Below are 24,205 nucleotides of genomic sequence, written 5' to 3' on the forward strand. Positions count from 1 at the left end.
CGGCCCTCCGAGGGCCGCCGTGAATAACCGAATAGACTGAATCGGGCGCCCGGCGAGTCCTCGGCGCCGCGCGCTACGGGAGGACGAGACACCAGCATGAGCACCGCCACCAACGTCGAGGCGACAGCAGTCAGCACGATCGAGTGGCTCGCAGCCGGTTCCACCACCATCGTCGTTCCCGTGTACCAGCGTCAGTATCGCTGGGACATCGGCGGATGCGAACGCCTGCTCTCCGACGTGCGCGCCGTCGCCGCAGAAGACGACGCGCACCGGCACTTCATCGGGTCGATCCTCTCCGCCCACGACTCCGCAGGCGACAGCGACCTGATCCTCATCGACGGCCAGCAGCGCATCACCACGCTGATGCTCTTGATCGCCGCCCTCCACCACTCGGTGAAGGAGGTGGACCCCGCACTGGCTTCCGAACTCGAACGCGTGCTGATCCGACAGGACGATCCGACCCGCACCAAGCTGCGCCCGCACGACGCCTGGGCGGAGCTGTACGAGTCCGTGGTGCTGGATCGCCGCGGGGACGCGGACCGCGAGTCGCGGTTCGACGACAACTACGCGTTCTTCCGGAGCCAGATCCACGCGGAGGAAGCGCCGTCGGTCTGGCGCGGCCTGCAGAAGCTCGAGCATGTGTCGATCACGCTCGGCGCGGAGGCGAACGCGCAGCAGATCTTCGAGAGCCTCAACTCCACGGGCGAACCACTGCGCGATCATGAGCTGATCCACAACTACATCCTGATGGGTCTCACCCACACCGAGCAGCTCGACGTCGAGGGACGGTTCTGGCTGCCGATCGAGCAGTACACCGGCGAGGCGATCGGTGCCTTCTGGCGCCACTACCTTGTCATGACGACGGGTCGCGAGGTGGCCGCGAACGGCGAGCACGGCGTGTACAGCGCCTTCCGTCACTCGTTCCCGCACGTCGACGTCGAACATCTCCAGGCGCACGCCGAGGTCTGGCGCCACTACGCGGAGATCTACGGCATCCTGCTCGACCCGTCGCAGGAGGGCGATCCGGAGATCGCGCGTCAACTCCGTCACGTCAACACCTTCGGGCGCGCTGCCTACCCGTTGGTGCTGAGCGTGTACAGCGACTATTCCCGCGGCATCGTCGGGCGCGAAGAACTCCTCGAGACGCTGGACTGGATCCAGGCGCTCTACCTCCGCCGCACGCTGGTGAACCTCCCCACGGAGCGGCTGATCGCACGCCTCTGCCGAGCCCGGGAGCAGGGTCGCGACGCCCTGGCGCGCGCGCTCGCCCGCATCACCCCGTCGGACGAACGCGTGAGCGCCGTGCTGAAGTACAGCGAGCTGCCCCACGCCGCCTATGTGCTCGGCCGGCTGCAGGGCGTCGATGACACGGAGGGCTTCGAAATCGAGCACATCGTTCCCCCTGTTCCCGGCGACGCCTGGTCCGGCGATGGCGAACGGGCATGGAGCGAGTACAGCGACGACGAGCAGAACAGTCACCGCGCCCTCGCCCCGACTCTGGGAAACCTGACGCTTCTCGAACAGCCGCTGACCGAGCGCGTCTTCGGGGCCTCCTATCCGGTCAAGCGCGCGGACGCGTACTCCCGCAGCGCCGTCCCCGCAACGCGCGACCTCGAGGGCATCCCCGCGTGGGACACGGCCGCGATCACGAGCCGCACCGTCCGTCTCACGGCGGACCTGCTGCGTATCTGGGCCCGCCCTGCTCTCCCCGAGATCGACGATGACGGCCTGACCCCGATCCTGGATGCCGTGCGCCGGCGCGGGTGGCCGGCCGGGTGGGAGCGCGAGTTCGACTACGTGGAGTACCGCGGCGAGCGGTGGGAGGTGTACGACGTCAAGCACCTCTTCAACCGCGTGTTCCGGCGGGCGTGGACCGACACACGCCCCGCCGCCATCCGCTACTGCGCCCAGCACGGCGGCCCCATCTACGACGCGATGGCGTGGAAGGGCCAATGGGATGCCCTGGACGACACGCACTTCCTCTACATGGGGTGGGACTCCAACTACATGATGAACGCCGTGCAGGGAGTCCTGGACGAGTCCGGCATCGCCGCCGAGGTGTTCGTCAAGTACTCCTACATCGGGAACGTGATGTAGTCGAGACGACCTGCAGGCACCGTATCGAGGGCGCTAGGCTCGATGGGTGAGCACCGTTGTCCGTCACCTGCTGGATCTGACCGTCGAAGAGCACACGCTCACCGTCCCGCTGGTCTGGGGTGATCCCTCGGATGGCCGCACGATCGACATCTTCGCCGCCGTCGTCTCCCGCGAGGGCGGAGAGACTCTCCCCTACCTGGTGTTCCTGCAGGGAGGGCCTGGCCATGAGGCGCCCCGGCCGTTCCACCGCTCCACCGCCCCTGCCTGGCTCGACGAGGCACTCGCGCACTACCGGCTGGTGTTGCTCGACCAGCGCGGCACGGGACGCTCCACCCCGGTCGGCGACACCGACCTGGAACGTGGTTCCGCTGCGGTCGCCGAGCACCTGACCCACCTGCGCGCCGATGCCATCGTCCGCGACTGCGAGGCGATGCGCGCGCACCTGGGAGCCGACACCTGGAGTGTGCTCGGACAGTCGTTCGGCGGCTTCACGACGCTGGCCTATCTCTCGACGGACAGCTCCTCGCTCGCTGACGTCTACATCACGGGCGGACTCAGCGCGGTCGGCAGGAACCCGGACGACGTGTACGCCCTCTGCTACGACAAAATGCGCACCGCGTCGGAGCGGTACTACCGGCGCTTCCCCGAGCACCGGGACGTGATGCGTGGCCTCGTCGACCTCGCTGCGGCCGGCAAGATCGTGCTCCCGGACGGTGAGGTCGTGTCGCCCTCGCGGTTGCGGTCGGTCGGCTCCGCGCTCGGCACCGACGACGGCTGGCAGACCGTGTGGTCGCTGCTGGAGCGCGATCCCGCCTCGAACGCCTTCCGCCATGACCTCATGCATGCGATGCCGTACGACGGTCGCAACCCCCTGTACTTCGCGTTCCACGAGTCGAGCTACGCCGACGGCCACGCGACACGCTGGTCGGCGGAGCGCACGGAACCGGCGGACTTCCGCGACGACACCACCCTGTTCACCGGCGAGCACATCCGCCGCGAATGGACCGAGAGCGTGCCGGCGTTCCAGCCCTGGCGCGAGGTAGCGCTCGAACTGGCCGAGTTCGAGTGGCCGAAGATCTACGATGCGGCTGCCATCGCCGCGTCGGGCGCGACCGGTGCGGCTGCGGTCTACGTGAACGACGTCTACGTACCGATGGAGTACTCGCTGGAGACGGCGCGCCTGCTGCCCGGGGTGCAGCTGTGGGTGACCAGCGAGCACGAGCACAACGGCCTCCGCTCCGGACCGGTGCTGAGCAGGCTCATCGACCTCGCGCAGGGCCGCCGCATCCGCTGAGCACAGATCCTCCGCGAGGAGGATGTCGCGCGCAGAACGGCGGCCTATCCTGGCCACATGCGCGATGTGCTGGGCTGGGCGACCGTTATCGGTGTGCTGATCGCCGGTCCCGCGCTGCTCATCTTCGGGATGATGCACACGTTCTCACGCAAGCCGGTGGAGGAGAAGTACGAGGGGCTCAGCGCCGGCGGGCTCGGCGGCGCCTTCGACGCCATCTGGTCTCCTTCGGCGCATGAAGCGGGGATGGAACGAGACCGCCAGACACAGCGCACCGCACCGGCGCCCGCTCCCGGCGACCCGCCGAGTCCGATCGCCGAAGGACGCATCACCCTCGACCTCTGAGCGACGACGAAGGCCCCGCCACTCCGAAGAGTGCGGGGCCTTCGTGTGACGGACCTCAGTTGGAGGAGCCGCCGAAGCCCTTGAAGCGCTGGTTGAACTTCTCGACGCGACCGGCCGAGTCCATGATGCGCTGCTTTCCCGTGTAGAACGGGTGCGAGGCGGAGGAGATCTCGACGTCGATGACGGGGTACTCCACGCCGTCCAGCTCGATGGTCTTGTCGCTCGTGACGGTGGAGCGGGTGAGGAAGGTCTCGCCCGAACCGAGGTCACGGAAAACGATGGCCCGGTACTCGGGGTGGATGTCAGTCTTCATGGGATTCCTTAGTTGCTGCCCTGGATTGTGCCAGGGACGAGGGAAGTCTGCGGTGCAGAGAGCACCAAGGATCGATTCTAACAGATCCTCGTCAGGATGCCGCGCGAGCGGCGTAGCGGCCGTCCTCGCTGCTGAGCACGATCGGCATGCCGAACGCCTCGGTGAGCGCCTCTGCCGTCAGAGTCTCCGCGATCGGACCGGCGGCGACCACGCGTCCCTCGCGCAGCAGCATCACGTGCGTGAACCCGACCGGGATCTCCTCCACGTGATGCGTGACCATGAGCATCGCCGGCGTGCTCGGAGACGAGGCGTATCCGCTGAGCAGTGCGAGCAGTTCCTCTCGCGAACCCAGATCGAGCGAAGCGGTCGGCTCGTCCAACAGCAGCAGCTCGGGATCGGTCATCACGGCGCGCGCGATCTGCACCCGCTTCTGCTCGCCGTCGCTGAGGGTGCCGAACGTGCGGTCCGCCAGGTGCTCGAGGCGCCAATCCCCCAGCACGCGCAGCGCGCGGCGCTCGTCGATGTCCTCGTAGCTCTCGTTCCAGCGCCCCAGCACGGAATATGCGGCAGTGAGGACCGTGTTGAGCACGGTCTCGTCGCGGGGAACACGCTTGGCCATGGCGGACGAGGCAAATCCGATGCGGGGACGCACTTCGAAGACGTCCGTACGACCCAGGGTCTCCCCCAGTACCGTGACCGTACCGGCGGTCGGGTGCATCAGCGTATCCGCGAGCTGCAGCAGCGTGGTCTTCCCGGCACCGTTCGGTCCGAGGATCACCCACCGCTGATCGTCCGAGACCTGCCAGGTCACGTGATCGATGATGTTGCGGCCCTCGCGGCGCACGACGACGTCGGTGAATTCCAGGGCGCTCGACATGCCTCCAGCCTATCGGCTCAGCCGGTGAGCTCTGCGTACAGCGCGCGCGTCGTGTCGGCGATCGCGCCCCAGCTGAAGTCCCGACGCGCACGCTCGCGTCCCGCCGCGCCGTACTCGCGCGCCCGCGCCGGATCGGAGGTCACCTCGGTGAGCACGGCAGCGAGATCGGCGACGTATCGTTCGGGATCCACGGGCGTTCCCGTGCCGTCCTGCACCTGCTCGATCGGCACCAGACGACCGGTGACGTGATCGTCGACGACCTCGGGGATACCGCCGGTCGCGGTGCCGACGACTGCCGCTCCGCACGCCATGGCCTCGAGGTTCACGATGCCCAGCGGCTCGTACACCGAGGGGCACACGAACGTCGTGGCAGCGGTCAGGATCGCCGACAGCTCATCACGTGGCAGCATCTTCTCGATCCAGATGACGCCGTCGCGCGTCTGCTGCAGAAGTCGCACACCCTCCTGCACTTCGGCCATGATCTCCGGAGTGTCAGGAGCACCGGCGCAGAGGACGAGCTGGACCTCGGGCGGGAGGAGCCGCGCGGCCTGGAGCAGGTAGGGCAGCCCCTTCTGCCGGGTGATGCGGCCAACGAAGACGACGGACGGACGCTGCGGATCCATGCCGACGGACTGCAGGAAGGCCTCGTCGTGCACCGGACGCCAGCGTTCGACGTCGATGCCATTGTGGATCACGCGGACCTTGGCCGGGTCGACTTGCGGATAGCTGCGCAGGATGTCGGCGCGCATGCCCGCACTGACCGCGATCACGGCAGCCGCGTTCTCATACGCGAGCTTCTCGATGCCGCTCGAGACCGCGTACCCGCCGCCGAGCTGCTCGGCCTTCCACGGTCGCAGGGGCTCCAGACTGTGCGCGGTGAGCACGTGCGGGATGCCGTGCAGCTGCGAAGCGAGGTGCCCGGCGAAGTTCGCGTACCAGGTGTGGCTGTGCACGATGTCCGCATCCGAGATCGCCGAGACGATCTCCAGATCTGTACCCAGGGTCTGCAGCGCGGCGTTCGCGGAGGCGAGTTCGGCAGGTGCCCGATACGCGAAGGTGCCCACCTCGTCGCGGGGGGCCCCGAAGGCGCGGACACGCACGTCGATGCTCTCGCGCAGCGCCGTGACCAGCTCCGCGACGTGCACTCCGGCACCACCGTAGATCTCCGGCGGATACTCCTTCGTGATCATTTCAACTCGCATGTCTGAACGCTAGTACAGCGAGCCGGATCGCATCTATGGTGGAGCCATGTCCGCTCCAAAGAAGGTCTTCGGGATCATCCTCGCCGGCGGCGAGGGCAAGCGCCTCATGCCGCTCACGGCCGACCGCGCCAAACCTGCAGTGCCGTTCGGCGGACAGTACCGATTGATCGATTTCGCCATCTCGAACCTCATCAACTCCGGCCTCCGCCAGGTCGTCGTGCTGACGCAGTACAAGTCGCACAGCCTCGACCGTCACATCTCGCAGACCTGGCGCATGTCCGCCCTGCTCGACTCCTACGTGACGTCGGTGCCGGCTCAGCAGCGCCTCGGAAAGCGCTGGTTCTCCGGATCCGCCGACGCGATCCTGCAGAGCATGAACCTGATCAACGACGAGAAGCCCGACATCGTCGTGGTCATCGGCGCCGATCACGTCTACCGCATGGACTTCCGCCAGATGCTCGAGGCACACATCGAATCCGGCGCGAAGGCCACTGTGGCCGGAATCCGCCAGCCGCTCGCGCTCGCCTCGCAGTTCGGCGTGATCGATGCCGACCCCAGCACCGGCCTGATCAAGCAGTTCCTCGAGAAGCCGACGGATGCCGCCGGGCTCGAGGACTCCCCGCACGAGGTTCTCGCCTCGATGGGTAACTACATCTTCGACGCGGATGCGCTGATCGCCGCGGTCGAGGCAGATGGCGAGTCCCCCACGTCGGGTCACGACATGGGTGGCGACATCGTCCCCTACTTCGTCGACCGCGGCGAGGCCGGCTATTACGACATGAAGCAGAACGAGGTCCCGGGGTCGTCCCCGCGCGACCGTTCCTACTGGCGCGACGTGGGGACGATCGATTCGTTCTACGACGCCCACCGCGACCTGATCTCGACGTTGCCGATCTTCAACCTCTACAACATGGAGTGGCCCATCCACTCGCAGGCGGTCAACTCGCCGCCCGCGAAGTTCGTGCGCGACTCGGTCGGCCGGATCGGCAACGCGATCGATTCGATCGTGTCCCTCGGCTCGGTCCTCTCCGGCACGCATCTGGAGCGCAGTGTCGTCGGCCCCTGGACCCTCGCGGGCGGCGGCTCGACGATCACCGAATCCGTGGTCTTCGATCACGTGCAGGTGGGCGCCGGGTCGCGAGTGCATCGTGCGATCCTCGACAAGAATGTCGTACTGGCCGACGGGGCGACCGTCGGTGTCGACCGTGAACGCGATCTGGCTCGGGGTTTCACGGTGACGGAGTCCGGGATCACGGTCGTCGGCAAGGGCGTCTTCATCGAGCGCTGAGGAATCGAGCACTGACGCGTCTCGCGGTCGATCGAGGGCCTGCACGGTCGCTAGGCTCGTTCGCGTGACTGCTGCGCGCTTCCTCGTCGTCCTCGATGCCGATTCCACCCTCATCCGCAACGAGGTGATCGAGTTGCTCGCCGACGAGGCGGGACGGCGTGACGAAGTGCAGGCCGCAACGGAGGCCGCGATGCGCGGAGAAGTCGACTTCTCGGAGAGCCTGCGCTCCCGGGTCGCGGCGCTGCACGGCGTGCCGGTCGACGCGTTCTCGCGGGTGCTCGCCCGGATCGAGCCTACCCCCGGCGTCCGAGAGCTCACTGCCGCCGTGCACGAGCGCGGCGGCGTCGTGGGCGTGGTGTCCGGCGGCTTCCACGAGATCCTCGATTCCGTGGCACCGGACCTCGGTGTCGACCGGTGGCGGGCGAACCGCCTCCGGGTGACGGACGGCGCACTGAGCGGCGAGGTCGACGGACCGATCGTCGATGGAGCGGCCAAGGCGGCATCGCTGCAGGAATGGGCGGCAGAATTGGGCGTCGCCCCACACGCCACGATCGCGATCGGCGACGGAGCGAACGACCTCGCCATGATGGCCGTCGCAGGTCTGGGACTGGCGTTCAACGCGAAGCCCGCCGTGCGCGCGGCTGCGAGCCTCGTGATCGGTCCGCAGGACCTCGCCCAGGTCATCCCGCTGCTCCCCTAGCAGTATCGGACAGGACTCGCCCTGTCCGGAGTTGACTCTCACATGGTGTCAGGCGCGAGCATGGGTGCATGGCCGAGACCACGAACCTCATGACGATCGGTCGATTCAGTTCTCTGAGTCGACTGTCGGTGCGGATGCTGCGCCACTACGACACGCACGGCGTGTTGGTGCCCGCCGACATCGATGCCTCCAGCGGGTACCGGAGATACTCCGCGCGCCAGTTGGTCGATGCGATCGACATCCGGAACCTCCGCGATGTCGGGTTCGGCGTCTCCGCCATCGGCGCGCTCCTCGCCGCCCGTGGCACCCCGGCCTGGCCTCATGCGCTGCGGTTGCAGCGCGAGAGCCTGGTCGAAGAGCAACGCGCGGCCCAGGGACGGGTAACCCTCATCAATCGACTACTCGACTCAGGAGACAAACCCATGTCCATCACCATCAGCCGCACGACCATCCCCGCCATGACCGTCGTCGCCCTTCGCGGAACCGTCCCGACCTACTCGGATGAGCGTCTGCTGTGGGACCGGATGCTGCCGATGCTCGAGGCCAGCGCGCTCACCCCCGCCCAGACCTGCGGTGTGATCGAGCACGACGACCAGTTCACCGACCGTGACGTGGATCTCTCGATCTTCTTCCCGGTGGCTCCGGGAACCCGTGTCGATTCGCCGCTCGAGGTCCATGAGTTCCCCGAACGCGACTGCCTCGTCGCTCGCGTGGAGGGATCCTACGATCAGATCACTGAAGCGCACGATCTGATCAGCGCCCGTATCGTCGCGGAGGGAGTGTCCGCTGGCAGCGACGGGACTCTCGCAGGCAAAGCCTTCAACCGGTACCTCGTCACTCCCTCGGATGCCGACGAGGACGGCCTCGTGACCGAGGTCTGCGTCCCCGTCGCCTGACCGTGCGTCCACACGTAGCGGGATGACACGCAGGGCCGACCGTCGTGACACGGTCGGCCCTTTCCGGCGCTCGTCGAACGCGGTCGCGAATGTCGGAGGGCGGCGCTAGCGTCGATTCATGGACATCATCCTGATCCCCGGACTCTGGCTCGACGCATCCAGTTGGGACGACGTGACCCCTGGGCTCGAAGCGGCGGGGCATCACGTGCATCCGCTGACGATGCCGGGAGTCGGCGCCGCTGCATCCGACTCCGCCGAGATCGGCATCGCCGAATGGGTCGACGCCGTGGTTCAGGTCGTCGATGCCCTGCCTGATCGGTGCGTCGTCGTCGGGCACAGCGGCGGAGGGAATGTGGCCTGGGGCGTCGTGGATGCGCGCCCCGATCGCGTCTCACGTGTGATCTTCGTCGACACGGTGCCTCCGCCTTCCGGGTCCGGCATCAGCGAGTTCCCGGTGCACGACGGCGTCATCCCGTTCCCGGGCTGGGATCATTTCCCCGACGAAGACGTGCATGATCTCGACGAGAAGACCAGAGAACGCACGCTGCCTCTGACCTCGAGCGTGCCCGCGCGCGTGCCGACCGATGAGATCGCTCTCGAGAACCGCGCTCGCTACGACGTTCCCGTGACACTGCTGATGGGCGGACTGGACCAGCAGGGATTCGAGGCCGAGATCGATCAGTGGGGACCGTACGCCGAAGAGTTCCACGCCATCGCCGACGCCGAGGTCGTGCGCATCGGCTCCGCGCACTGGCCGCAGTTCTCCGTCCCCGCGCGCCTGACCGAGCTTCTCAACGCTGCTGTCGCGCGCTGACAAGAGGCAACCCGTGATGCGGGCTCAGTGGCCCATCCCGAGACCGCCGTCGACGGGGATGACCGCACCCGAGATGTAGCCGGCGTCGTCGCCGGCCAGCCAGGTCACGACACCCGCGACCTCGTCCGGAGTGGCGAAGCGTCCGGCCGGGATGTTCGCCTTGTACTGCTTCTGCGTCTCCTCCGGGAGCTCCGCCGTCATGTCGGTCTCGATGAAGCCGGGAGCCACCACGTTGGCGGTGATCCCGCGGCTGCCCAGCTCGCGCGTGAGCGACCGGGCGAAACCGACCAGAGCGCTCTTGGAGGCCGAGTAGTTGACCTGGCCGGCGGAGCCGTAGAGTCCGACGACGCTCGAGATGAGGATGACGCGACCGAAGCGTGCGCGCAGCATGCCCTTCGATGCGCGCTTGACCACGCGGAACGTGCCGCCGAGGTTGGTCGCGACCACGCTGTCGAAGTCATCCTCGGTCATCCGGAGGAGGAGCGTGTCCTTGGTGATGCCGGCGTTCGCCACCACGATCTCGACCGGCCCGAGCTGCTGCTCCACCTCCGTGAACGCGGCATCGAGCGCGGCCGCGTCGGTGACATCAGCGCGCACCGTCAGAGTGCCCTCCGGCCCTTCACCGCTGCGGGCAGTGACGGCGACACGATACCCGTCCCGCACGAAACGCTCGGCGATCGCACGGCCGATGCCGCGGTTGCCTCCGGTGACGAGGACGACGCGCTGAGCACTCATGGGTAACACTCCTGATCTGGCTTGCGGTGCGGCTGAAGAGCCGACCTCGATCCTATCGATCATGCCCGCACTCGTTGCTCTGATGGACGTTTGACAGATACCGGCCGTGCTGAAACGCTGAACGGGACGAAAGGGCACCACCATGAGCGACGACAGCACTCCCTCCTCCGCAGGCGAGCAGCCGCTCACGCCGCCGCCCGCACCCCCGGCTCCTCCCGCTGCGTATCCGGCCGCACCACCCGCGTACCCGGCGGCTCCGACCTACCCGGCCGCGGCTCCGGCGTACCCGACCACCGCGCCGCCGGCACCGCCCGCGCCCACACAGGCATACCCAGGTGCCGCCCCTGCGTACGGCCAGGCGCCCGTCGCACCGACGTACAACGCCCCGGCACAGCCCACGCACGACGCCCCGGCGCAGCCAGGGTATGCGACCGGATACCCTGCGGCCCCGCAGCAGCAGGTCTACGGAGCGCCCGCCGCGCAGCCCGCACCGTATCCGGTGTACGGGGCACCGGCATATCCTCTCGCCGCGCCGCGCCCCACGAGCGGGCTCGCGATCACCTCACTCATCTGTGCGATCGCCAGCGTGGTCTTCAGCTGGCTCCTGCTGCCGATCCTCGCCGCCATCGTCGCTGTCATCACGGGGCATATGGCGCTGAAGCAGACCCGGAACAATCCGGCGATCGGTGGGCGCGGGGTCGCCTTCGCCGGCCTCATCATCGGCTACGTCATGCTCGGGTTCCTGGCTCTGGGGCTCATCATGATGATCATCAGCTTCGTGGCCTTCGGGGCCTTCACACTGCCCTTCCTCTTCAACGCCTGAACATCCTCATCGGCACGCCGCGAGGCCTGCACCGGCGTAGGCTGGAGGCATCGTGAAGAGCAAGCGCGCCGTACCCGCCGTCACCTCCCTGCCGCAGTCGCCGCAGGCCGAGGGCGACCACCGCGTGCGCCGCTACGCCCTCACGATGACGGTCCGCATCGTCTGCTTCGGGCTGATGGTGTTCGTCCAGCCCTACGGCTGGTACACCTGGGTCTTCGCGATCGCCGCCGCTGTGCTCCCGTACATCGCCGTGGTGTTCGCGAACGCCGGCAGCGACAGCACTGAGACCACGGCGGAGTCCCCCGTTCTGGAGGTCGAGGCGCCGCGCCCGTATGTCACGCCGCTCGATGAGGCAGGTCCCGCGGTGTTCCGCATCGACGAAAGCCGGCGGGACGAGTCGTGACCGAGTTCGAATGCTCGCGTGCCGGTTGCCGGAACGCGGCGACGCACCACGTCGTGTGGCGCAATCCCCGCATCCATCCTGTCGACCGTGAGAAGATCTGGCTCGCGTGCGATGAGCATGTCACTTTCCTGCATGACTACCTCGCCGCACGAGACTTCCCCGTCACCGTACGAGAAGGCGTTCCTGCATGAGTCGACGGATGATGCGGTGGTGCGTGTACGTGCTCATCGCGATCGGTTTCGCCATCGCATGCGTGTTCCTGTCGAATTGGCAGTTCGACCGCAATGAGACACGCTCCGAGCAGATCGCGCTCGTGGAGCAGAACTACGACGCCGATCCCGTCCCCCTCGCCGATCTGATCGGCGCCGACGGACAGCTCTCCCCCGGTGACGAATGGCACCCGGTGATCCTGCGTGGCGAGTACCTCGCCGACCAGCAGCTCCTGGTGCGGAACCGACCGCACGGCGGCACGAGCGCGTTCGAGGTGCTGGTGCCCTTCCAGGATGCCGATGGACGCCTGTTCATCGTCGATCGCGGTTGGGTGCCACCCGGCGACGGCGACGCTCCCGACTCCGTGGCCAGCCCTCCCTCCGGTGAGGTCGAGGTCATCGTCCGGCTGCGCCCCGGCGAGCAGCTCCCCGCGTCCGGCCGCGGTGCTCCGGAAGGCCAGGTGCCGACGATCAACCTGCCGTCGATCGCGAAACTCGTCGATGGCGATGTGATCACCGGCGCGTACGGACAGCTGGTCAGCGAGGACCCCGCCGCGAAGAACGCGCTGGGCGGATTCTCCTCGCCCACCGACGACCCCGGCCCTCATCTGTCCTACGCGATCCAGTGGATCCTGTTCGCCATCATGGGCTTCGTCTTCATCGGCTACATCATCCGCACCGAGATCGTGAAGCATCGCGAAGAGGTCGAGGGCGTGCCGACACCGGTGAAGAAGTCCCGTCGCCGTGACAAGGACGCCGATGTCGAGGACGAGCTCCTCGATGCGAAAGCCTGAAACCGCCCCGCCGCAGGTTCGGTGATCAGTCGCGGGCTACCGTATGCGTCCATCCGTCGCCGTGAGGCGCATAGACCACTCGCGTGTGTCGGCGATCCCTCGACCCCTGCCAGAACTCGATACGGCTCGGCACGATCCGCCACAGCACCCAGTCGCCGTCGGTCACGTCCGCACGCGCCGCGGCCGAGCGTGCGGCGAGGTCGGCGGCGCTCTCCTCGGCCGTCGCCTCCACCACTCGCCCCCGCACGCGCACCGCGCGCACCTGCGGCTGCCACCAGAAGTTCAGGGCCGCCGCCGGTGCGTCGGCGAGCTGCTGTCCCTTGCGAGATGACCTCGTACTCGCGAATGCCCAGCCCCGCTCGTCGATCCGCTTCAGGATGAGCGTGCGCGCATCGGGAACGCCCGCGGCGTCCACGGTCGCCAGAGTGACGGTGTGCGGCTCTGCGACACCTCCGGCTGCCGCACTCCGCACCCAGGTCGTGAACAGGGCGGCGGGATCATCCGGCAGCGCGTCGAGGTCCCACTCCGGGGCGACACCCGTGAGAGCGTGTCTGCCGCGCAGCCACTCGTCGAGGGGGCGAGCGTCCAGATCCGGTTCGTCGTTCGTCACCCTCTCGACTATGCCACGAGAGGGCGAGCGGTCAGGCGAGCTCGATGAGGTCCTGGTACTCCTGGCTCCAGATGTCTTCGACACCGTCGGGCAGGATCAGCACCCGCTCCGGGTTGAGCGACTGCACCGCACCGGGGTCGTGAGAGACCAGCACGACGGCACCCTCGTAGTGCGCCAGGGCACCGAGGATCTCTTCGCGGGACGCGGGGTCCAGGTTGTTCGTGGGCTCATCGAGGAGCAGGAGGTTCGCGGACGAGACGACCAGCGTGGCGAGCGACAGGCGCGTCTTCTCCCCGCCGGAGAGCACCCCAGCGGGCTTGAGCACGTCATCGCCGGTGAACAGGAACGAACCGAGCACCTTGCGGGCTTCGGTCTCGGTGATGTGCGGGGCTGCGGAGACCATGTTCTCCAGCACCGAGCGGTTCACGTCGAGATTCTCGTGCTCCTGGGCGTAGTACCCGACCTTGAGGCCGTGCCCTGGTTCGAGCTGCCCCGTGTCCGGCTGATCGACGCCGGCGAGCATGCGCAGCAGCGTCGTCTTTCCGGCACCGTTGAGTCCGAGCACCACGACCTTGGAACCGCGGTCGATCGCGAGGTCCACGTCGGTGAAGATCTCCAGAGAGCCGTAGGACTTCGACAGACCGGACGCCATCATCGGCGTCTTGCCGCACGGAGCGGGCTTCGGGAACCGCAGCTTCGCGACGCGGTCTTCCTGACGCACGTCATCGAGGCCGGCGAGCATCTTCTCCGCACGGGCGACCATCTGGTGGGCAGCGGCCGCCTTCGAGGCCTTCGCACCGAAGCGTGCGGCCTGCAGCTGCAGAGTCGTCGCCTTCTTCTCGACGTTGGCGCGCTCCTTCTTGCGACGCTCCTCGTCGGCCACCCGCTGACGCAGGTAGTTCTTCCAGTTCATGTTGTAGGTGTCGATGATCTGGCGGTTGGCGTCGAGGTAGAACACCCGGTTCACGGTCTCGCCGACGAGCTCGACATCGTGGCTGATCACGATCAGCCCACCCTTGTAACCCTTCAGGAACTCACGCAGCCACACCACGCTGTCCGCGTCGAGGTGGTTGGTCGGCTCATCGAGGATCATCGTCTGCGCATCCGAGAACAGGATGCGTGCGAGCTCGATCCGGCGACGCTGTCCACCAGAGAGGGTGGAGAGCGGCTGGTCGAGGATGCGGTCGGGCAGCGAGAGGTTGTGCGCGATCGAGGCCGCCTGCGCCTCCGCGGCGTAGCCGCCCTGCGCCTCGAACTGCTCGGTCAGCTGCGCATAGCGCTTCATCGCCTTCGCGGCGACAGCGGGGTCATCCGATCCCATGTCGAGCGAGGCCTCGGTCATGCCGAGGTTCAGCTGCCCCAGGCCACGGGCGTCGAGGATGCGGGTGCGGGCGAGGTCTTCCGGGTTGCCTGAGCGCGGGTCCTGCGGCAGGTAACCCAGCTCGCCGGAGCGGGTGACCGTGCCATCGGCCGGGAGCAGATCACCGGCCAGTACCTTGGTGAGAGTCGTCTTCCCGGCGCCGTTGCGACCGACGAGCCCGATCTTGTCGCCATCGGCGACGCGGAACGAGACGTTCTCCATGAGCAGGCGTGCGCCCACGCGGATCTCGAGGTCGTGCACGGCGAGCACAGCGGATGTCCGTTCTTTCGGGTGGAAGTCGGCCGAGGGGCCAGCCTCCCAGTATAAGCGGGTCGGGCCGGGCGCGGACCGACCGTGCACTCAGGAAGATCAACCCCGAGAGTGAGGAGGACGATACCGGAGAGGGATGCTCCCTCCGGTGCCCTCTCCGTAACGTTCAGGGGTGGATGTCATCAATGAGCTCATCATGCAGGCCGTCGCCTCCCCCTGGCTGTACCTGGTCCTGTTCGGGGTGACGATCCTCGATGGCTTCTTTCCCCCGGTCCCGAGTGAGACCGTTCTGGTCGCGGCCGCTGCCGTCGCGGCTTCCACCGGGGGCGCTGACCTGCTCCTGCTCGGCATGGTCGCCGCGCTCGGAGCCGCGATCGGCGACAACATCGCCTTCCTGATCGGACGCAGAACGGGCACCACACGGTTCGCGTGGATGCGCAGGCCGCGCGTCCAGACCGTCTTCGCCTCCGCGCAACGCGCTCTCGAGAACCGCAGCGCGGTGCTGATCCTGGGCGCCAGGTACATCCCGGTCGGACGCGTGGCTGTGAACATGTCAGCCGGTGCCCTCGGGTTCGCCTGGCGTCGCTTCCTGCCGCTCAGTCTGATCGGCGGCCTCAGCTGGAGCATCTTCAGCCTGGCGATCGGGCTGCTCGCCGGATCGTGGATCAAGGGACAACCGTTGCTGAGCGCAGCGCTCGGTATCGCGATCGCCCTGCTCGTCGGACTGGTGATCGACCGGATCGCGGCCGCTCGGCGCCGCCGCGTCACCGCTCCTCAACTGGCAGGATGACAGACATGGCCCGTCGCCGACCGCGCGCAGCGCGCACCCCGTGGATCACGCGACGCACCGCTGCCCTCCTGGCACTGTGTGCGGCGACGATCGCGCTGTTCGCGACCCTCGTTCCTCTGCAGACGACGCTCTCGGGCACTCCGCTGGCGCTCTCCTTCATCCTGGGAGCCGCCGTCTGCGCCGCACCGCTGGTCTCGCTGACGCGGCCGCGGACGGCGCTCGTGATGTTCAGCGCCGCCGCCTTCCTCCTGCCCTTGACCGTCGATTCCGCTCGCGCGATCTCCACGCCCTGGCCGTGGTCGGTGTCCGCTCTGCTGACGTTCGTCCTGTTCGTCGGGGTCATGACGTTCATCCACGGTGCGCGGCTGGGGGCCTACACGCTCATCATCGGCGTGCTCTCCTCACTCATCGCCCCCTTGCTGCGCCCTGACATGGTGGCGACACCCGGCTCGTCCGCCAGCGCCACCGCAGTGCTGATCGTGACGTCGTCCGTCGCCGTGGCGATGTACCTCATCGCCACATTGGCCGCTGGCCGTCTCCGCCTCGGCGCGGAGCTGACGCGCGAGCGCGAGCACAGCGCTCTCGAGGAGTCCCGCCGCGCCCTCGTCGAGGAGCGCACGCGCATCGCGCGCGAACTGCACAACGTGGTCGCGCACAGCATGTCGGTGATCCAGGTGCAGGCATCGACAGCGCGCTATCGGCTCCCCGAGATCGGTGATGTGGCCGCATCCGAGTTCGACGACATCGCTGCCACGGCGCGCACGTCGCTTGCCGAGATGCGTCGGATGCTCGGTGTGCTGCGCACCGAGGACCAGACCGCAGAGCTCGCGCCGCAGCACGGGATCGACGACATCCCGACTCTCGTCGACAGCATCCGACGGGCAGGCGTCGATGTCGGGCTCGCGATCGAAGGCGGGCAGGCAGCCGCCTCTGCCGGTGCCGCCGTCCAGATCGCCGCCTACCGGATCGTGCAGGAGGCACTGAGCAATGCGGTCCGCCACTCCCCCGGCGCGCGCGTCACGGTGCGCGTGCATGCCGATCCGGGCGCGGTACGCATCCGCGTGCACAATGTCGCGGCGCCTGAGACGCCGAACGACCCGAGCGGCGGCTACGGTCTGCGCGGGATGCGCGAGCGCGCCGAGCTCCTCGGCGGCAGCCTTCGCGCGGGGCCCGACGATGACGGATCCTGGACCGTCGACGCCGTCCTTCCTCTGACATCGGATCCCTCGGGGTCCGTCCCCGAACATCCGAGCGCCGTGCTGCGCGCCACCGACAGGGAGACCACGTGACGATCAGCGTCCTCATCGCCGATGACCAGGCCATGGTGCGCGCGGGTTTCGCGGCGCTCCTCGACGCCCACGAGGGGATCCACGTCGTCGGCCAGGCCGCGACCGGCGCGGAGGCGGTGACGGTCTCGGCGCGCGTCGACCCCGACGTGATCCTGATGGATGTGCGGATGCCGGAACTCGACGGGATCGAGGCGACCCGCCGCATCCTCGGCCCCTCATACCCGGCAGCGCACGTGCCGCGGATCCTGATGCTCACGACCTTCGACATCGACGACTACGTCTACGACGCCCTCGCCGCCGGTGCGAGCGGCTTCCTGCTCAAGGACGCGCTGCCGGAGGAGCTCGTGCACGCGGTGCGCGTCGTCGCTGCAGGGGATGCGCTCCTGGCCCCGAGCGTCACCCGGCGGATGATCGAGCAGTTCGCGGGCCGGCGCCCCCAGGGAAGCCGATCGACCACGGCACTGGCCGACTTGACCGATCGCGAACGCGAGGTACTGGTGCTGATCGGGCGCGGCCGATCCAACACCGAGATCGCCGCCGATCTGTTCATCGCAGAGCAGACCGTGAAGACGCATGTCGGCAAGGTGCTCGCCAAGCTGCAGCTCCGCGATCGCGTGCACGCGGTCATCCTCGCCTACGACACGGGGCTGGTCGAACCGTCATCCTGACTCCCTCCGCGGTAGGGGGTCGAGACAGCACCCGAGGGTGATGTCTCGACCGTTACCGGCTCCATAGTCTCCGGGGACACCGTTCCCCAGGAGGACTCATGACCATCGCCCCGGCGCCGCTCACCGCCGCTCCGTCACAGCCGCCGCGGGGACTCCGCGACACCGGCATCGACTTCGTCCGCGCGCTCTGCGTGATCGGCGTCGTGCTCCTGCACGCGATCATGGTCGGTGTCACCGTGACCGACGCAGGCCCGATCTTCGCCAACGCGAGCGAGGGGTCCGGCTGGATCACGCCGCTCAGCTGGGCGCTGCAGGTCATGCCCCTGTTCTTCGTGATCGGAGGGTTCTCCGGCCTCATCGCCTACCGCCGCGTGCGCACACGCGGCGGTAGCGCGCGTTCGTTCGTCGCCGCGCGTCTGCATCGACTGCTCAGACCTGCCGTGGTCACGATCGGCGTGGTGGCACTCGCACTCGCGGTGCTCACCGTGCTGGGCGTCCCCGCCGATCTGCTCGCGGTCGCGGGTTTCCGGTACGGGCAGCCGCTCTGGTTCCTCGCCGTCTTCCTGATGTGCCAGGCCCTGCTCCCCGCCCTCACCGCCGCGCATGAGCGTGCACCTTTCCTCACGATCGGCCTGCTCGTCTCGGCCGCGATCGCCGTCGATGGTCTTCGCGCGATCGTCGGCGTCGATGCCCTGGGCTTCCTGAATCTCGCTTTCGTCTGGATGGCGCTCCAGCAGCTCGGCTTCTTCCTCGCCGACGGCCGGATCGATGCACTGTCGCGGCGCACACGCGCGGCCGCGGGACTCCTCGCGTTGGGGGTCCTCATCCTCACGTTCGTCACGGGCATGTACTCCCCTGACCTCATCGCGAACATCAACCCGCCGACGGCAGCCCTGCTCCTGGTCGGCGTCGTGCACACCAGTGCGCTGTCGCTCTCGCGTGAGCGTCTGGAGCGGATCAGCCGGCTCCCCGCCGCGGCGGCGTTCACCGCGTTCGTGACCCCGCGGACGATGAGCATCTACCTGTGGCACATGCCCGTGCTGCTCGTGATGGCCGGCCTCACCGCCGTGTTCGCATTGCAGGGCGGCTTCGCCCTCCCCGCGCTCGGCAGTCTGGACTGGTGGGCCGCACGACCGCTCTGGCTGGCTCTCGCGCTGACACTGACCGCCCTCGTCGCCGTGGTCACCACACGATTCGAGAGCCTTCCCGCGCCCGCCTGCTCCACGTCCTCACCCCGTGTGGCGGGAGCGGTGTTCCTGGGACTGCTGGGGGTCCTGATCCTGCTCGTCCTCGGCACCTCTCTCGCGACGGCGGCGATCGCGCTCGCCCTGATGCTGATGGCGCTGCGGCTGGCACGACCGCGCTCCTCGTCCGCGACGCCTCAGCGGGTCGTCACCTGATCGCTGCGCGGATGAACGCGTCAGCTGAGTCCGCGGGCGACCAGCGCATCGCTCACGTCGTCGGCGTGACGGAGTGCGCGAACGAGCAGCGGAACAGCCGCGCGAACCCCCAGGCGCACGCCGCGGGCGCGCTGCGCGTCACGCACTTGATCGGCGAACCCCGCGACCACCGGGATCATCGTGATGGTCAGCGAGAGGGTCATGGCCACGGTGTCCGGGTCGACTCCGAGCCGTCGCAAGGGGCGGAGCACCCGGTGCAGGGTTTCGAGAAGGGCTGCCATCCGCGTGGTCAGTGTCAGGAGGCTCGCGAGGAGCAGTAGAGCGATCACGCGCCCCGTGCTGATCCACGCCACGAGCGGCGAGATGAACACCGCGAGAGCAGCTCCGAGCACCACGACCAGCCAGCGGATGCGCCAGAGCTCGGTACCGATCACCCGCACGGTGAAGCCGGCCACCAGGTAGAGCGCACAGACGAGGAGCAGGACGGCCCCGATGCTCGCTGCGGTGTGCGGGACGATCGAGAGCAGCAGCGCTGTGACCGCCAACACCATCAGCTTGAGACCGGTGGGCGCGCAATGCACGACGCTGCGTCCAGGGCGATACAGCTGGATCATGCGCAGTCGCGGCGATAGGCGTCGATCACCTCGGAGGGCGCCCCCTGACGCACCAGCCGCCCTGCCTCGAACAGCAGCGCGACATCGCAGCGGGCGGCGAGCTCGAGGTCGTGCGTCACGAGCACGACCTGCGCCGGCTGAGCCAGGAGCAGATCCCCCACCCGCCGCGCGTTGGCGAGGTCGAGCAGCGTCGTGGGTTCGTCGGCCACCACGACGTCAGGTTCGGTGATCAGCACGGATGCCAGTGCGAGCATCTGCTTCTGCCCACCGGAGAGGCTCGATGCCGGAGCATCCGCGTGCGCGCCCAGCCCGTGCTCTGCCAAGGCCGCTGCGACCTTCGAGGCCGCCTCGTCCTTCGGCCGCCCGCGCAGAGACAGAGCGAGGTCCTCGGCGGGAGTGGGCATCAGGATCTGCGCCTCGGGATTGGTGAAGACGAACCCCACCCGCCGACGCACTTCGGAGCGGTCGCGCACGCTGTCGAGTCCATGCACGCGCACCTGACCGGTGGTCGGCGCCGTGAGCCCGTTGAGGAGGCGGGCGAATGTCGATTTCCCCGAACCGTTCGCCCCGATCACCGCGATACGGCGCGCGGCGAGATCGACGGACACGTCGGTGAGGATCGCGCGTCCGTCGATCTCGACACTCACCCGTTCGACCGACACCGACGTCTCCCGTTCGATCTCAGCCGGCATGGGCTGACGGCTGCGCGGCGAACGACCGCACCCCGAACGCCGGCGGGTAGGCACGACGCAGAGCGAGGGTGAGTGCCGTCGCGGCAGCCGCCTTGAGCAGATCACCGGGGAGGAACGCCAGGCTGGACAGCGCGGTCGGACCGAGATCCACCCCGAGCACGAGCGCCTGCACGGGGATGCCGAAGAGATAGACCACGACGATGCCGCCGATCACCGTGCCGAGCGCCGTGCGCCACCAGGTGATCCGCCCTCCGTGCACGATCAGACCGATCACGAGCGCTCCGGCGACCCACCCGAGCATGTAGCCGGCGGTGGGTCCGACGAAGACGCCGAGTCCACCCCGTCCGCCTGCCAGCACCGGAAGCCCGACGGCTGCCAGCACGAGCACGACGAGCACGGCCAGAGGCCCTCGCTTGGGCCCGAGCACGGCTCCGGCGAGCATCACGCCGAGAGTCTGCGCCGTGATCGGCACTCCGCCGGGGAGCGGCACGGTCACCATCCCGAATACGACGATGAGCGCCGCGAAGATGGCGATACGTCCCAGATCACGACCGATGTCGGTGCGGTTCTCTGCCATGGTTCTTCCTCTCGTCAAGCTTCCTGAACGGTGTTCACGTGAACGGCGTTCAGTATAGTGAGAGCATGAGCCCCTCGTACAACTCGACGAGGCACGACCGCGACGGCGTCGCCCGTGTCGCACTGGCGCTTCTCGACGAAGTCGGACTCGCCGATCTCTCGATGCGCCGTATCGCGGCGCGTCTCGACGTGCAGCCGAGCGCGCTCTACTGGCATTTCGCCAGCAAGCAGGCGCTCCTGGCCGAACTCGCTGACAGGATCACCGCCGGCACCCCGCACGAGGACGCCTCCGTGCTCGACACGGCGCGGGGCATCCGCGACGCCCTGTTCGCGTACCGGGATGGTGCAGAGCTCGTGCTGAGCACCTACGCCCTTCGCCTCGGCTCCTCCGCAGCCCAGACCGCCGTGCATGATGCCCTGGTCGCAGGCGGTGCCGACTCTCCGCAGGAGCGTGCCGCCGCGATCATGCACTTCATCCTCGGCCACGCCACGCTCGTGCAGCAGCGCATGCACGCCGACAGCTACGGCGCCGTGCTCTCTGGCGACGCGGCCAGCGCTGTGGACGATGTGACCGCCGGCCTCGACCGCGTATTCGATCTCGGCGTGACCGCACTCGCCGGCGCCCTCAGGAGCTCTGCTGCTCCGCTGCGTGACCCAATCTGAGTCCTGGAACGGACGCGAGGAACACCAGCGCGATGCAGAAGGCGAAGACCACGCCGAACGCACCGACGCCGCCACCGAGCGTCGCCACACCGAGACCCGCGATCGCGATCGCGACAGCCGAGCCCGTCGCATCTGAGATCGACAGCGCGGAGGAATTGAAGCCTTGATCGTCCGGCCCCGAGTACGCCAGCGTCAGCACGGTCAGGCGCGGGTACAGCAGCCCCATCCCGCCACCGCCGAGAGCCCATCCGAGAATCACGAGCAGCGGCGAGATCCCCCACAGCGATGTGATCAGAACGCAGACGATCGCCGCCATCAGCAGGCTCAGGCTGATCAGTGTGATGCGGCGGTTGCCGAGCCGTTCGCCGTAGCGCCCCTGCAGCGCGGAAGCACCCGCCCACGCGAACGCCGCGAGCATCAGAGCGATCCCTGCCCAGGTGGCCGTGAAGTCGAACCGCTTCATCAGCAGATACGGGATGTACGCCTCGGCGGCGAAGAACGCACCCGCCACCAGGCCACGCATCAGCACGACGCTCGGAAGCCCCCGACCGGCACGCAGGGTCCCCTTCGGCACGAGCGGAAGCAAGGCGATGGCGATCACCACGACCGCAGCGATCGCGACCGGCCACCCCACGGGCGGCACCATATCGGCGGAGAAGCCGATGAGAACCGCGAATACGGCCACCACGCCGGCCAGCAACAGGCGCATCGCCACGGCGCGCCGATCCTGTGGCACCCCGTGACCCAGGTCGACGCCCCGCAAGCGGGCAGCGATCGTGAGGAACGCGGCGGCGGTCAGCACTGCGACTCCGAGGAAGGCCCAGCGCCAGTCCAGGAACTCGGCGACGGCACCGGCGAGGAACGGTCCGATCATCGACGGGACCACCCACGCGGCCGCGAACGCCGCGAACACCCGTCCGTGCAGATGCGGCGGATAGAGTCGCGCGACGACGACGTAGAGCGCGACCGTCTGGCCTCCGGCACCGAGTCCCTGCACGAGACGCCCGGCGAGGAACTGATGCATCGTCACGGCGAACCCGGAGATGACCAGACCGATCAGGAACAGCGAGACCGCAAAGTAGAGAGCACCACGCGGCCCGCGCGCGTCCGACCAGACGCCGGCGGCGACCATGCCGATCACGCTGGTGGCCAGCGTGCCCGCGAAGGCCACGGCGTACAGAGACTGTCCGTCCAGCGCCTCGCTGACAATCGGCATCACGGTCGTGACGGCGAGCGACTCGATCGCGGCGAGGAAGATGAGCGCGACCGCGCCGAGAGTTACCCAACGGCGCTCACGGTCCCAGATCGACGCCTCGGCCTGCACCTCGGTCATCGCGCCACGAGAGCGGCGATGCGCTCGATGGCCTCGGTGATGATGTCGGGGCTGGTGCCGAAGTTGAGACGCACGTACCCCTTGCCTTCCTCGCCGAACGCCGGCCCGTATTGCAGGGCGACCTTGGATTCGCGCAGGATGCGCCGGGCAGGATTGTCGCCCCAGCCGAGTCCGGACAGATCGATCCACGCGAGGTAGCCGGCGTCCGGTATCCGGTAGCGCGCACCGGGAAGATGCTGCGCCAGAAGACGATCGAGCAGCACGCGGTTCTCATCGAGCGTATGCAGCAGCCCGTCGAGCCAGAGGTCGCTCTCCTCGGAGAACGCCGCCACAGCGGCCAGCAGCCCGAACTGTCCGGTGCGCCACTCCACCTCGACGGGCATCGCACGCACCACGGCGGTGGTCGCGTCGTCCGCCGTCACCATGAGCGCGCACTTGAGGCCGGCGAGGTTGAACGCCTTGCTGGCGCTGACGACGGCGTAGCCGACGCGCTGTGCAGCATCGTTCACCGAGAGGAACGGCGTGAAACCTGTCCCCGGTTGAGCGAGCGGAGCATGGATCTCGTCCGAGACCACGCTCGCTCCGAACTCGTCGGCCAGTTCAGCAATCGCCGCAAGAGTCGAACGGTCGTGAACGGTCCCGGTCGGGTTGTGCGGATTACAGAGCAGGATGGCCGTCGCGCCGCCGGTGAAGGCCGCGCGGATGCCGTCGAGGTCGAGCTCCCAGCCCGCCCCCGTGTCACGCAGAGAGACGCGTTCGATCGCCGCGCCCGCCTCCTCGACGAGGTCGTAGAACGGCGGATACACGGGTGGCGTCACCACGACCCGCTCCCCCGGTCGCGTCACGCGGCGCAGGATCTCGACGATCCCCATGCTGACATCAGCCGTGCTGCGGGTGCGCGACGGGTCGACCTGCCATCCGAAACGGCGCCGCGCGAACGACGCGTACGCCTCGGCGAGCGGGGTGCGAGACGCCACATAGCCCGTGTCACCGGTCTCGACGGCACGATGAAGCGCTTCCGTGATCGTGGGAGCAAGTGGGAAGTCGGTCTCGGCCACGAACAGCGGAAGCACGTCTGCGGGATATTCCCGCCACTTCTCACTGGTGCGCTCGCGCAGCTCGGCGAGAGGCAGAGCCGTGACGCGCAGCATCC

27 protein-coding genes are annotated in these 24,205 nt (G+C 68.2%); 16 read left to right on the forward strand and 11 right to left on the reverse strand.

The annotated features are described in order from the left end of the window. Positions 1 to 96: 96 nt before the first annotated feature. The 3 genes from MRBLWO12_RS06885 to MRBLWO12_RS06895 are packed head-to-tail and all read left to right on the forward strand — an operon-like array spanning position 97 to position 3,733. Complete coding sequence (locus MRBLWO12_RS06885; RefSeq protein WP_363553954.1) at positions 97 to 2,097, forward strand: DUF262 domain-containing protein; 2,001 nt, start codon at positions 97 to 99, stop codon at positions 2,095 to 2,097. A 46-nt stretch (positions 2,098 to 2,143) separates the two neighbouring features. Then, complete coding sequence (locus MRBLWO12_RS06890; RefSeq protein WP_363553956.1) at positions 2,144 to 3,391, forward strand: alpha/beta fold hydrolase; 1,248 nt, start codon at positions 2,144 to 2,146, stop codon at positions 3,389 to 3,391. A gap of 57 nt (positions 3,392 to 3,448) precedes the next feature. Further along, positions 3,449 to 3,733, forward strand: a complete 285-nt coding sequence (locus tag MRBLWO12_RS06895) for a hypothetical protein (RefSeq protein ID WP_363553958.1) — start codon at positions 3,449 to 3,451, stop codon at positions 3,731 to 3,733. Positions 3,734 to 3,788: 55 nt separating this feature from the next. Here MRBLWO12_RS06895 and MRBLWO12_RS06900 read toward each other — a convergent pair whose 3' ends face one another. The 3 genes from MRBLWO12_RS06900 to glgA form a co-directional block, all read right to left on the reverse strand. Further along, positions 3,789 to 4,046, reverse strand: a complete 258-nt coding sequence (locus tag MRBLWO12_RS06900) for a type B 50S ribosomal protein L31 (RefSeq protein WP_141871829.1) — start codon at positions 4,044 to 4,046, stop codon at positions 3,789 to 3,791. Between the two features lie 91 nt (positions 4,047 to 4,137). Next, the gene (locus tag MRBLWO12_RS06905; RefSeq protein ID WP_363553960.1) at positions 4,138 to 4,923 is read right to left on the reverse strand and encodes an ABC transporter ATP-binding protein; all 786 of its coding nucleotides are present in this window, start codon (positions 4,921 to 4,923) and stop codon (positions 4,138 to 4,140) included. Positions 4,924 to 4,940: 17 nt separating this feature from the next. After that, positions 4,941 to 6,125: a glycogen synthase gene (glgA, locus tag MRBLWO12_RS06910; protein WP_363553962.1), complete on the reverse strand. Its 1,185-nt coding sequence runs from the start codon at positions 6,123 to 6,125 to the stop codon at positions 4,941 to 4,943. Positions 6,126 to 6,171: 46 nt separating this feature from the next. On the opposite strand from glgA, the gene MRBLWO12_RS06915 reads away from it, so the two are divergent. The 4 genes from MRBLWO12_RS06915 to MRBLWO12_RS06930 all read left to right on the forward strand — a co-directional run bounded on the left by MRBLWO12_RS06915 (position 6,172) and on the right by MRBLWO12_RS06930 (position 9,823). Continuing rightward, positions 6,172 to 7,413, forward strand: coding sequence for a glucose-1-phosphate adenylyltransferase (locus MRBLWO12_RS06915; protein ID WP_363553964.1), 1,242 nt, complete (start codon positions 6,172 to 6,174; stop codon positions 7,411 to 7,413). 64 nt (positions 7,414 to 7,477) lie between these two features. Beyond that, the gene (gene serB / locus MRBLWO12_RS06920; RefSeq protein WP_363553966.1) at positions 7,478 to 8,113 is read left to right on the forward strand and encodes a phosphoserine phosphatase SerB; all 636 of its coding nucleotides are present in this window, start codon (positions 7,478 to 7,480) and stop codon (positions 8,111 to 8,113) included. A gap of 68 nt (positions 8,114 to 8,181) precedes the next feature. Then, a complete protein-coding gene (locus MRBLWO12_RS06925; protein ID WP_363553968.1) occupies positions 8,182 to 9,009 on the forward strand; it encodes a MerR family transcriptional regulator in 828 nt (275 codons plus the stop codon). A gap of 118 nt (positions 9,010 to 9,127) precedes the next feature. Further along, a complete protein-coding gene (locus MRBLWO12_RS06930; RefSeq protein ID WP_363553970.1) occupies positions 9,128 to 9,823 on the forward strand; it encodes an alpha/beta fold hydrolase in 696 nt (231 codons plus the stop codon). 24 nt (positions 9,824 to 9,847) lie between these two features. Here the strand turns inward: MRBLWO12_RS06930 and MRBLWO12_RS06935 are convergent, their stop codons facing one another. Beyond that, positions 9,848 to 10,558: a beta-ketoacyl-ACP reductase gene (locus MRBLWO12_RS06935; protein WP_141871822.1), complete on the reverse strand. Its 711-nt coding sequence runs from the start codon at positions 10,556 to 10,558 to the stop codon at positions 9,848 to 9,850. A 142-nt stretch (positions 10,559 to 10,700) separates the two neighbouring features. Here MRBLWO12_RS06935 and MRBLWO12_RS06940 point away from each other — a divergent pair, with 142 nt between their 5' ends. The 4 genes from MRBLWO12_RS06940 to MRBLWO12_RS06955 are packed head-to-tail and all read left to right on the forward strand — an operon-like array spanning position 10,701 to position 12,787. Beyond that, positions 10,701 to 11,381, forward strand: coding sequence for a DUF4190 domain-containing protein (locus MRBLWO12_RS06940; protein WP_363553972.1), 681 nt, complete (start codon positions 10,701 to 10,703; stop codon positions 11,379 to 11,381). 52 nt (positions 11,382 to 11,433) lie between these two features. Next, complete coding sequence (locus tag MRBLWO12_RS06945; RefSeq protein ID WP_363553974.1) at positions 11,434 to 11,784, forward strand: DUF3099 domain-containing protein; 351 nt, start codon at positions 11,434 to 11,436, stop codon at positions 11,782 to 11,784. After that, positions 11,781 to 11,975, forward strand: a complete 195-nt coding sequence (locus MRBLWO12_RS06950; RefSeq protein WP_363553976.1) for a hypothetical protein — start codon at positions 11,781 to 11,783, stop codon at positions 11,973 to 11,975. Before MRBLWO12_RS06945 ends, MRBLWO12_RS06950 begins: the two co-directional genes overlap by 4 nt. Continuing rightward, complete coding sequence (locus MRBLWO12_RS06955) at positions 11,972 to 12,787, forward strand: SURF1 family protein (RefSeq protein WP_363553978.1); 816 nt, start codon at positions 11,972 to 11,974, stop codon at positions 12,785 to 12,787. Before MRBLWO12_RS06950 ends, MRBLWO12_RS06955 begins: the two co-directional genes overlap by 4 nt. 25 nt (positions 12,788 to 12,812) lie before the next feature. Here the strand turns inward: MRBLWO12_RS06955 and MRBLWO12_RS06960 are convergent, their stop codons facing one another. Next, complete coding sequence (locus tag MRBLWO12_RS06960) at positions 12,813 to 13,397, reverse strand: pyridoxamine 5'-phosphate oxidase family protein (protein ID WP_363553980.1); 585 nt, start codon at positions 13,395 to 13,397, stop codon at positions 12,813 to 12,815. A gap of 31 nt (positions 13,398 to 13,428) precedes the next feature. After that, on the reverse strand, positions 13,429 to 15,027 hold the full coding sequence (locus MRBLWO12_RS06965; protein ID WP_363553982.1) for an ABC-F family ATP-binding cassette domain-containing protein: 1,599 nt from the start codon (positions 15,025 to 15,027) through the stop codon (positions 13,429 to 13,431). Between the two features lie 172 nt (positions 15,028 to 15,199). On the opposite strand from MRBLWO12_RS06965, the gene MRBLWO12_RS06970 reads away from it, so the two are divergent. From MRBLWO12_RS06970 to MRBLWO12_RS06985, 4 genes are all read left to right on the forward strand, one after another. Continuing rightward, positions 15,200 to 15,817 (forward strand): DedA family protein, encoded by a 618-nt coding sequence (locus MRBLWO12_RS06970; protein WP_363553984.1) that lies wholly within the window; start codon positions 15,200 to 15,202, stop codon positions 15,815 to 15,817. Continuing rightward, complete coding sequence (locus tag MRBLWO12_RS06975; protein WP_363553986.1) at positions 15,814 to 17,106, forward strand: sensor histidine kinase; 1,293 nt, start codon at positions 15,814 to 15,816, stop codon at positions 17,104 to 17,106. Before MRBLWO12_RS06970 ends, MRBLWO12_RS06975 begins: the two co-directional genes overlap by 4 nt. Beyond that, entirely contained in the window at positions 17,103 to 17,774 is a 672-nt protein-coding gene (locus MRBLWO12_RS06980) for a response regulator transcription factor (protein ID WP_363553988.1), read from the forward strand. Before MRBLWO12_RS06975 ends, MRBLWO12_RS06980 begins: the two co-directional genes overlap by 4 nt. Positions 17,775 to 17,872: 98 nt before the next feature. After that, entirely contained in the window at positions 17,873 to 19,174 is a 1,302-nt protein-coding gene (locus MRBLWO12_RS06985) for an acyltransferase family protein (protein WP_363553990.1), read from the forward strand. A 20-nt stretch (positions 19,175 to 19,194) separates the two neighbouring features. Here the strand turns inward: MRBLWO12_RS06985 and MRBLWO12_RS06990 are convergent, their stop codons facing one another. From MRBLWO12_RS06990 to MRBLWO12_RS07000, 3 genes are read right to left on the reverse strand one after another with little or no spacing between them, the layout of a single operon-like run. After that, positions 19,195 to 19,788, reverse strand: coding sequence for an energy-coupling factor transporter transmembrane component T family protein (locus MRBLWO12_RS06990; RefSeq protein ID WP_363553992.1), 594 nt, complete (start codon positions 19,786 to 19,788; stop codon positions 19,195 to 19,197). After that, the gene (locus MRBLWO12_RS06995; protein ID WP_363553994.1) at positions 19,785 to 20,480 is read right to left on the reverse strand and encodes an energy-coupling factor ABC transporter ATP-binding protein; all 696 of its coding nucleotides are present in this window, start codon (positions 20,478 to 20,480) and stop codon (positions 19,785 to 19,787) included. The genes MRBLWO12_RS06990 and MRBLWO12_RS06995 overlap by 4 nt, the downstream gene beginning before the upstream one ends. Next, a complete protein-coding gene (locus MRBLWO12_RS07000; protein WP_363553996.1) occupies positions 20,470 to 21,057 on the reverse strand; it encodes a biotin transporter BioY in 588 nt (195 codons plus the stop codon). The genes MRBLWO12_RS06995 and MRBLWO12_RS07000 overlap by 11 nt, the downstream gene beginning before the upstream one ends. 65 nt (positions 21,058 to 21,122) lie before the next feature. Here MRBLWO12_RS07000 and MRBLWO12_RS07005 point away from each other — a divergent pair, with 65 nt between their 5' ends. Further along, complete coding sequence (locus MRBLWO12_RS07005; protein WP_363553998.1) at positions 21,123 to 21,719, forward strand: TetR family transcriptional regulator; 597 nt, start codon at positions 21,123 to 21,125, stop codon at positions 21,717 to 21,719. Here the strand turns inward: MRBLWO12_RS07005 and MRBLWO12_RS07010 are convergent. After that, the gene (locus MRBLWO12_RS07010) at positions 21,682 to 23,052 is read right to left on the reverse strand and encodes an MFS transporter (protein WP_363554000.1); all 1,371 of its coding nucleotides are present in this window, start codon (positions 23,050 to 23,052) and stop codon (positions 21,682 to 21,684) included. The genes MRBLWO12_RS07005 and MRBLWO12_RS07010 overlap by 38 nt on opposite strands. Then, positions 23,049 to 24,203: a MalY/PatB family protein gene (locus MRBLWO12_RS07015; protein ID WP_363554002.1), complete on the reverse strand. Its 1,155-nt coding sequence runs from the start codon at positions 24,201 to 24,203 to the stop codon at positions 23,049 to 23,051. Before MRBLWO12_RS07015 ends, MRBLWO12_RS07010 begins: the two co-directional genes overlap by 4 nt. Positions 24,204 to 24,205: the final 2 nt, after the last annotated feature.

It is taken from the genome of Microbacterium sp. LWO12-1.2 (assembly GCF_040675875.1).
Classification (GTDB): Bacteria; Actinomycetota; Actinomycetes; order Actinomycetales; family Microbacteriaceae; genus Microbacterium.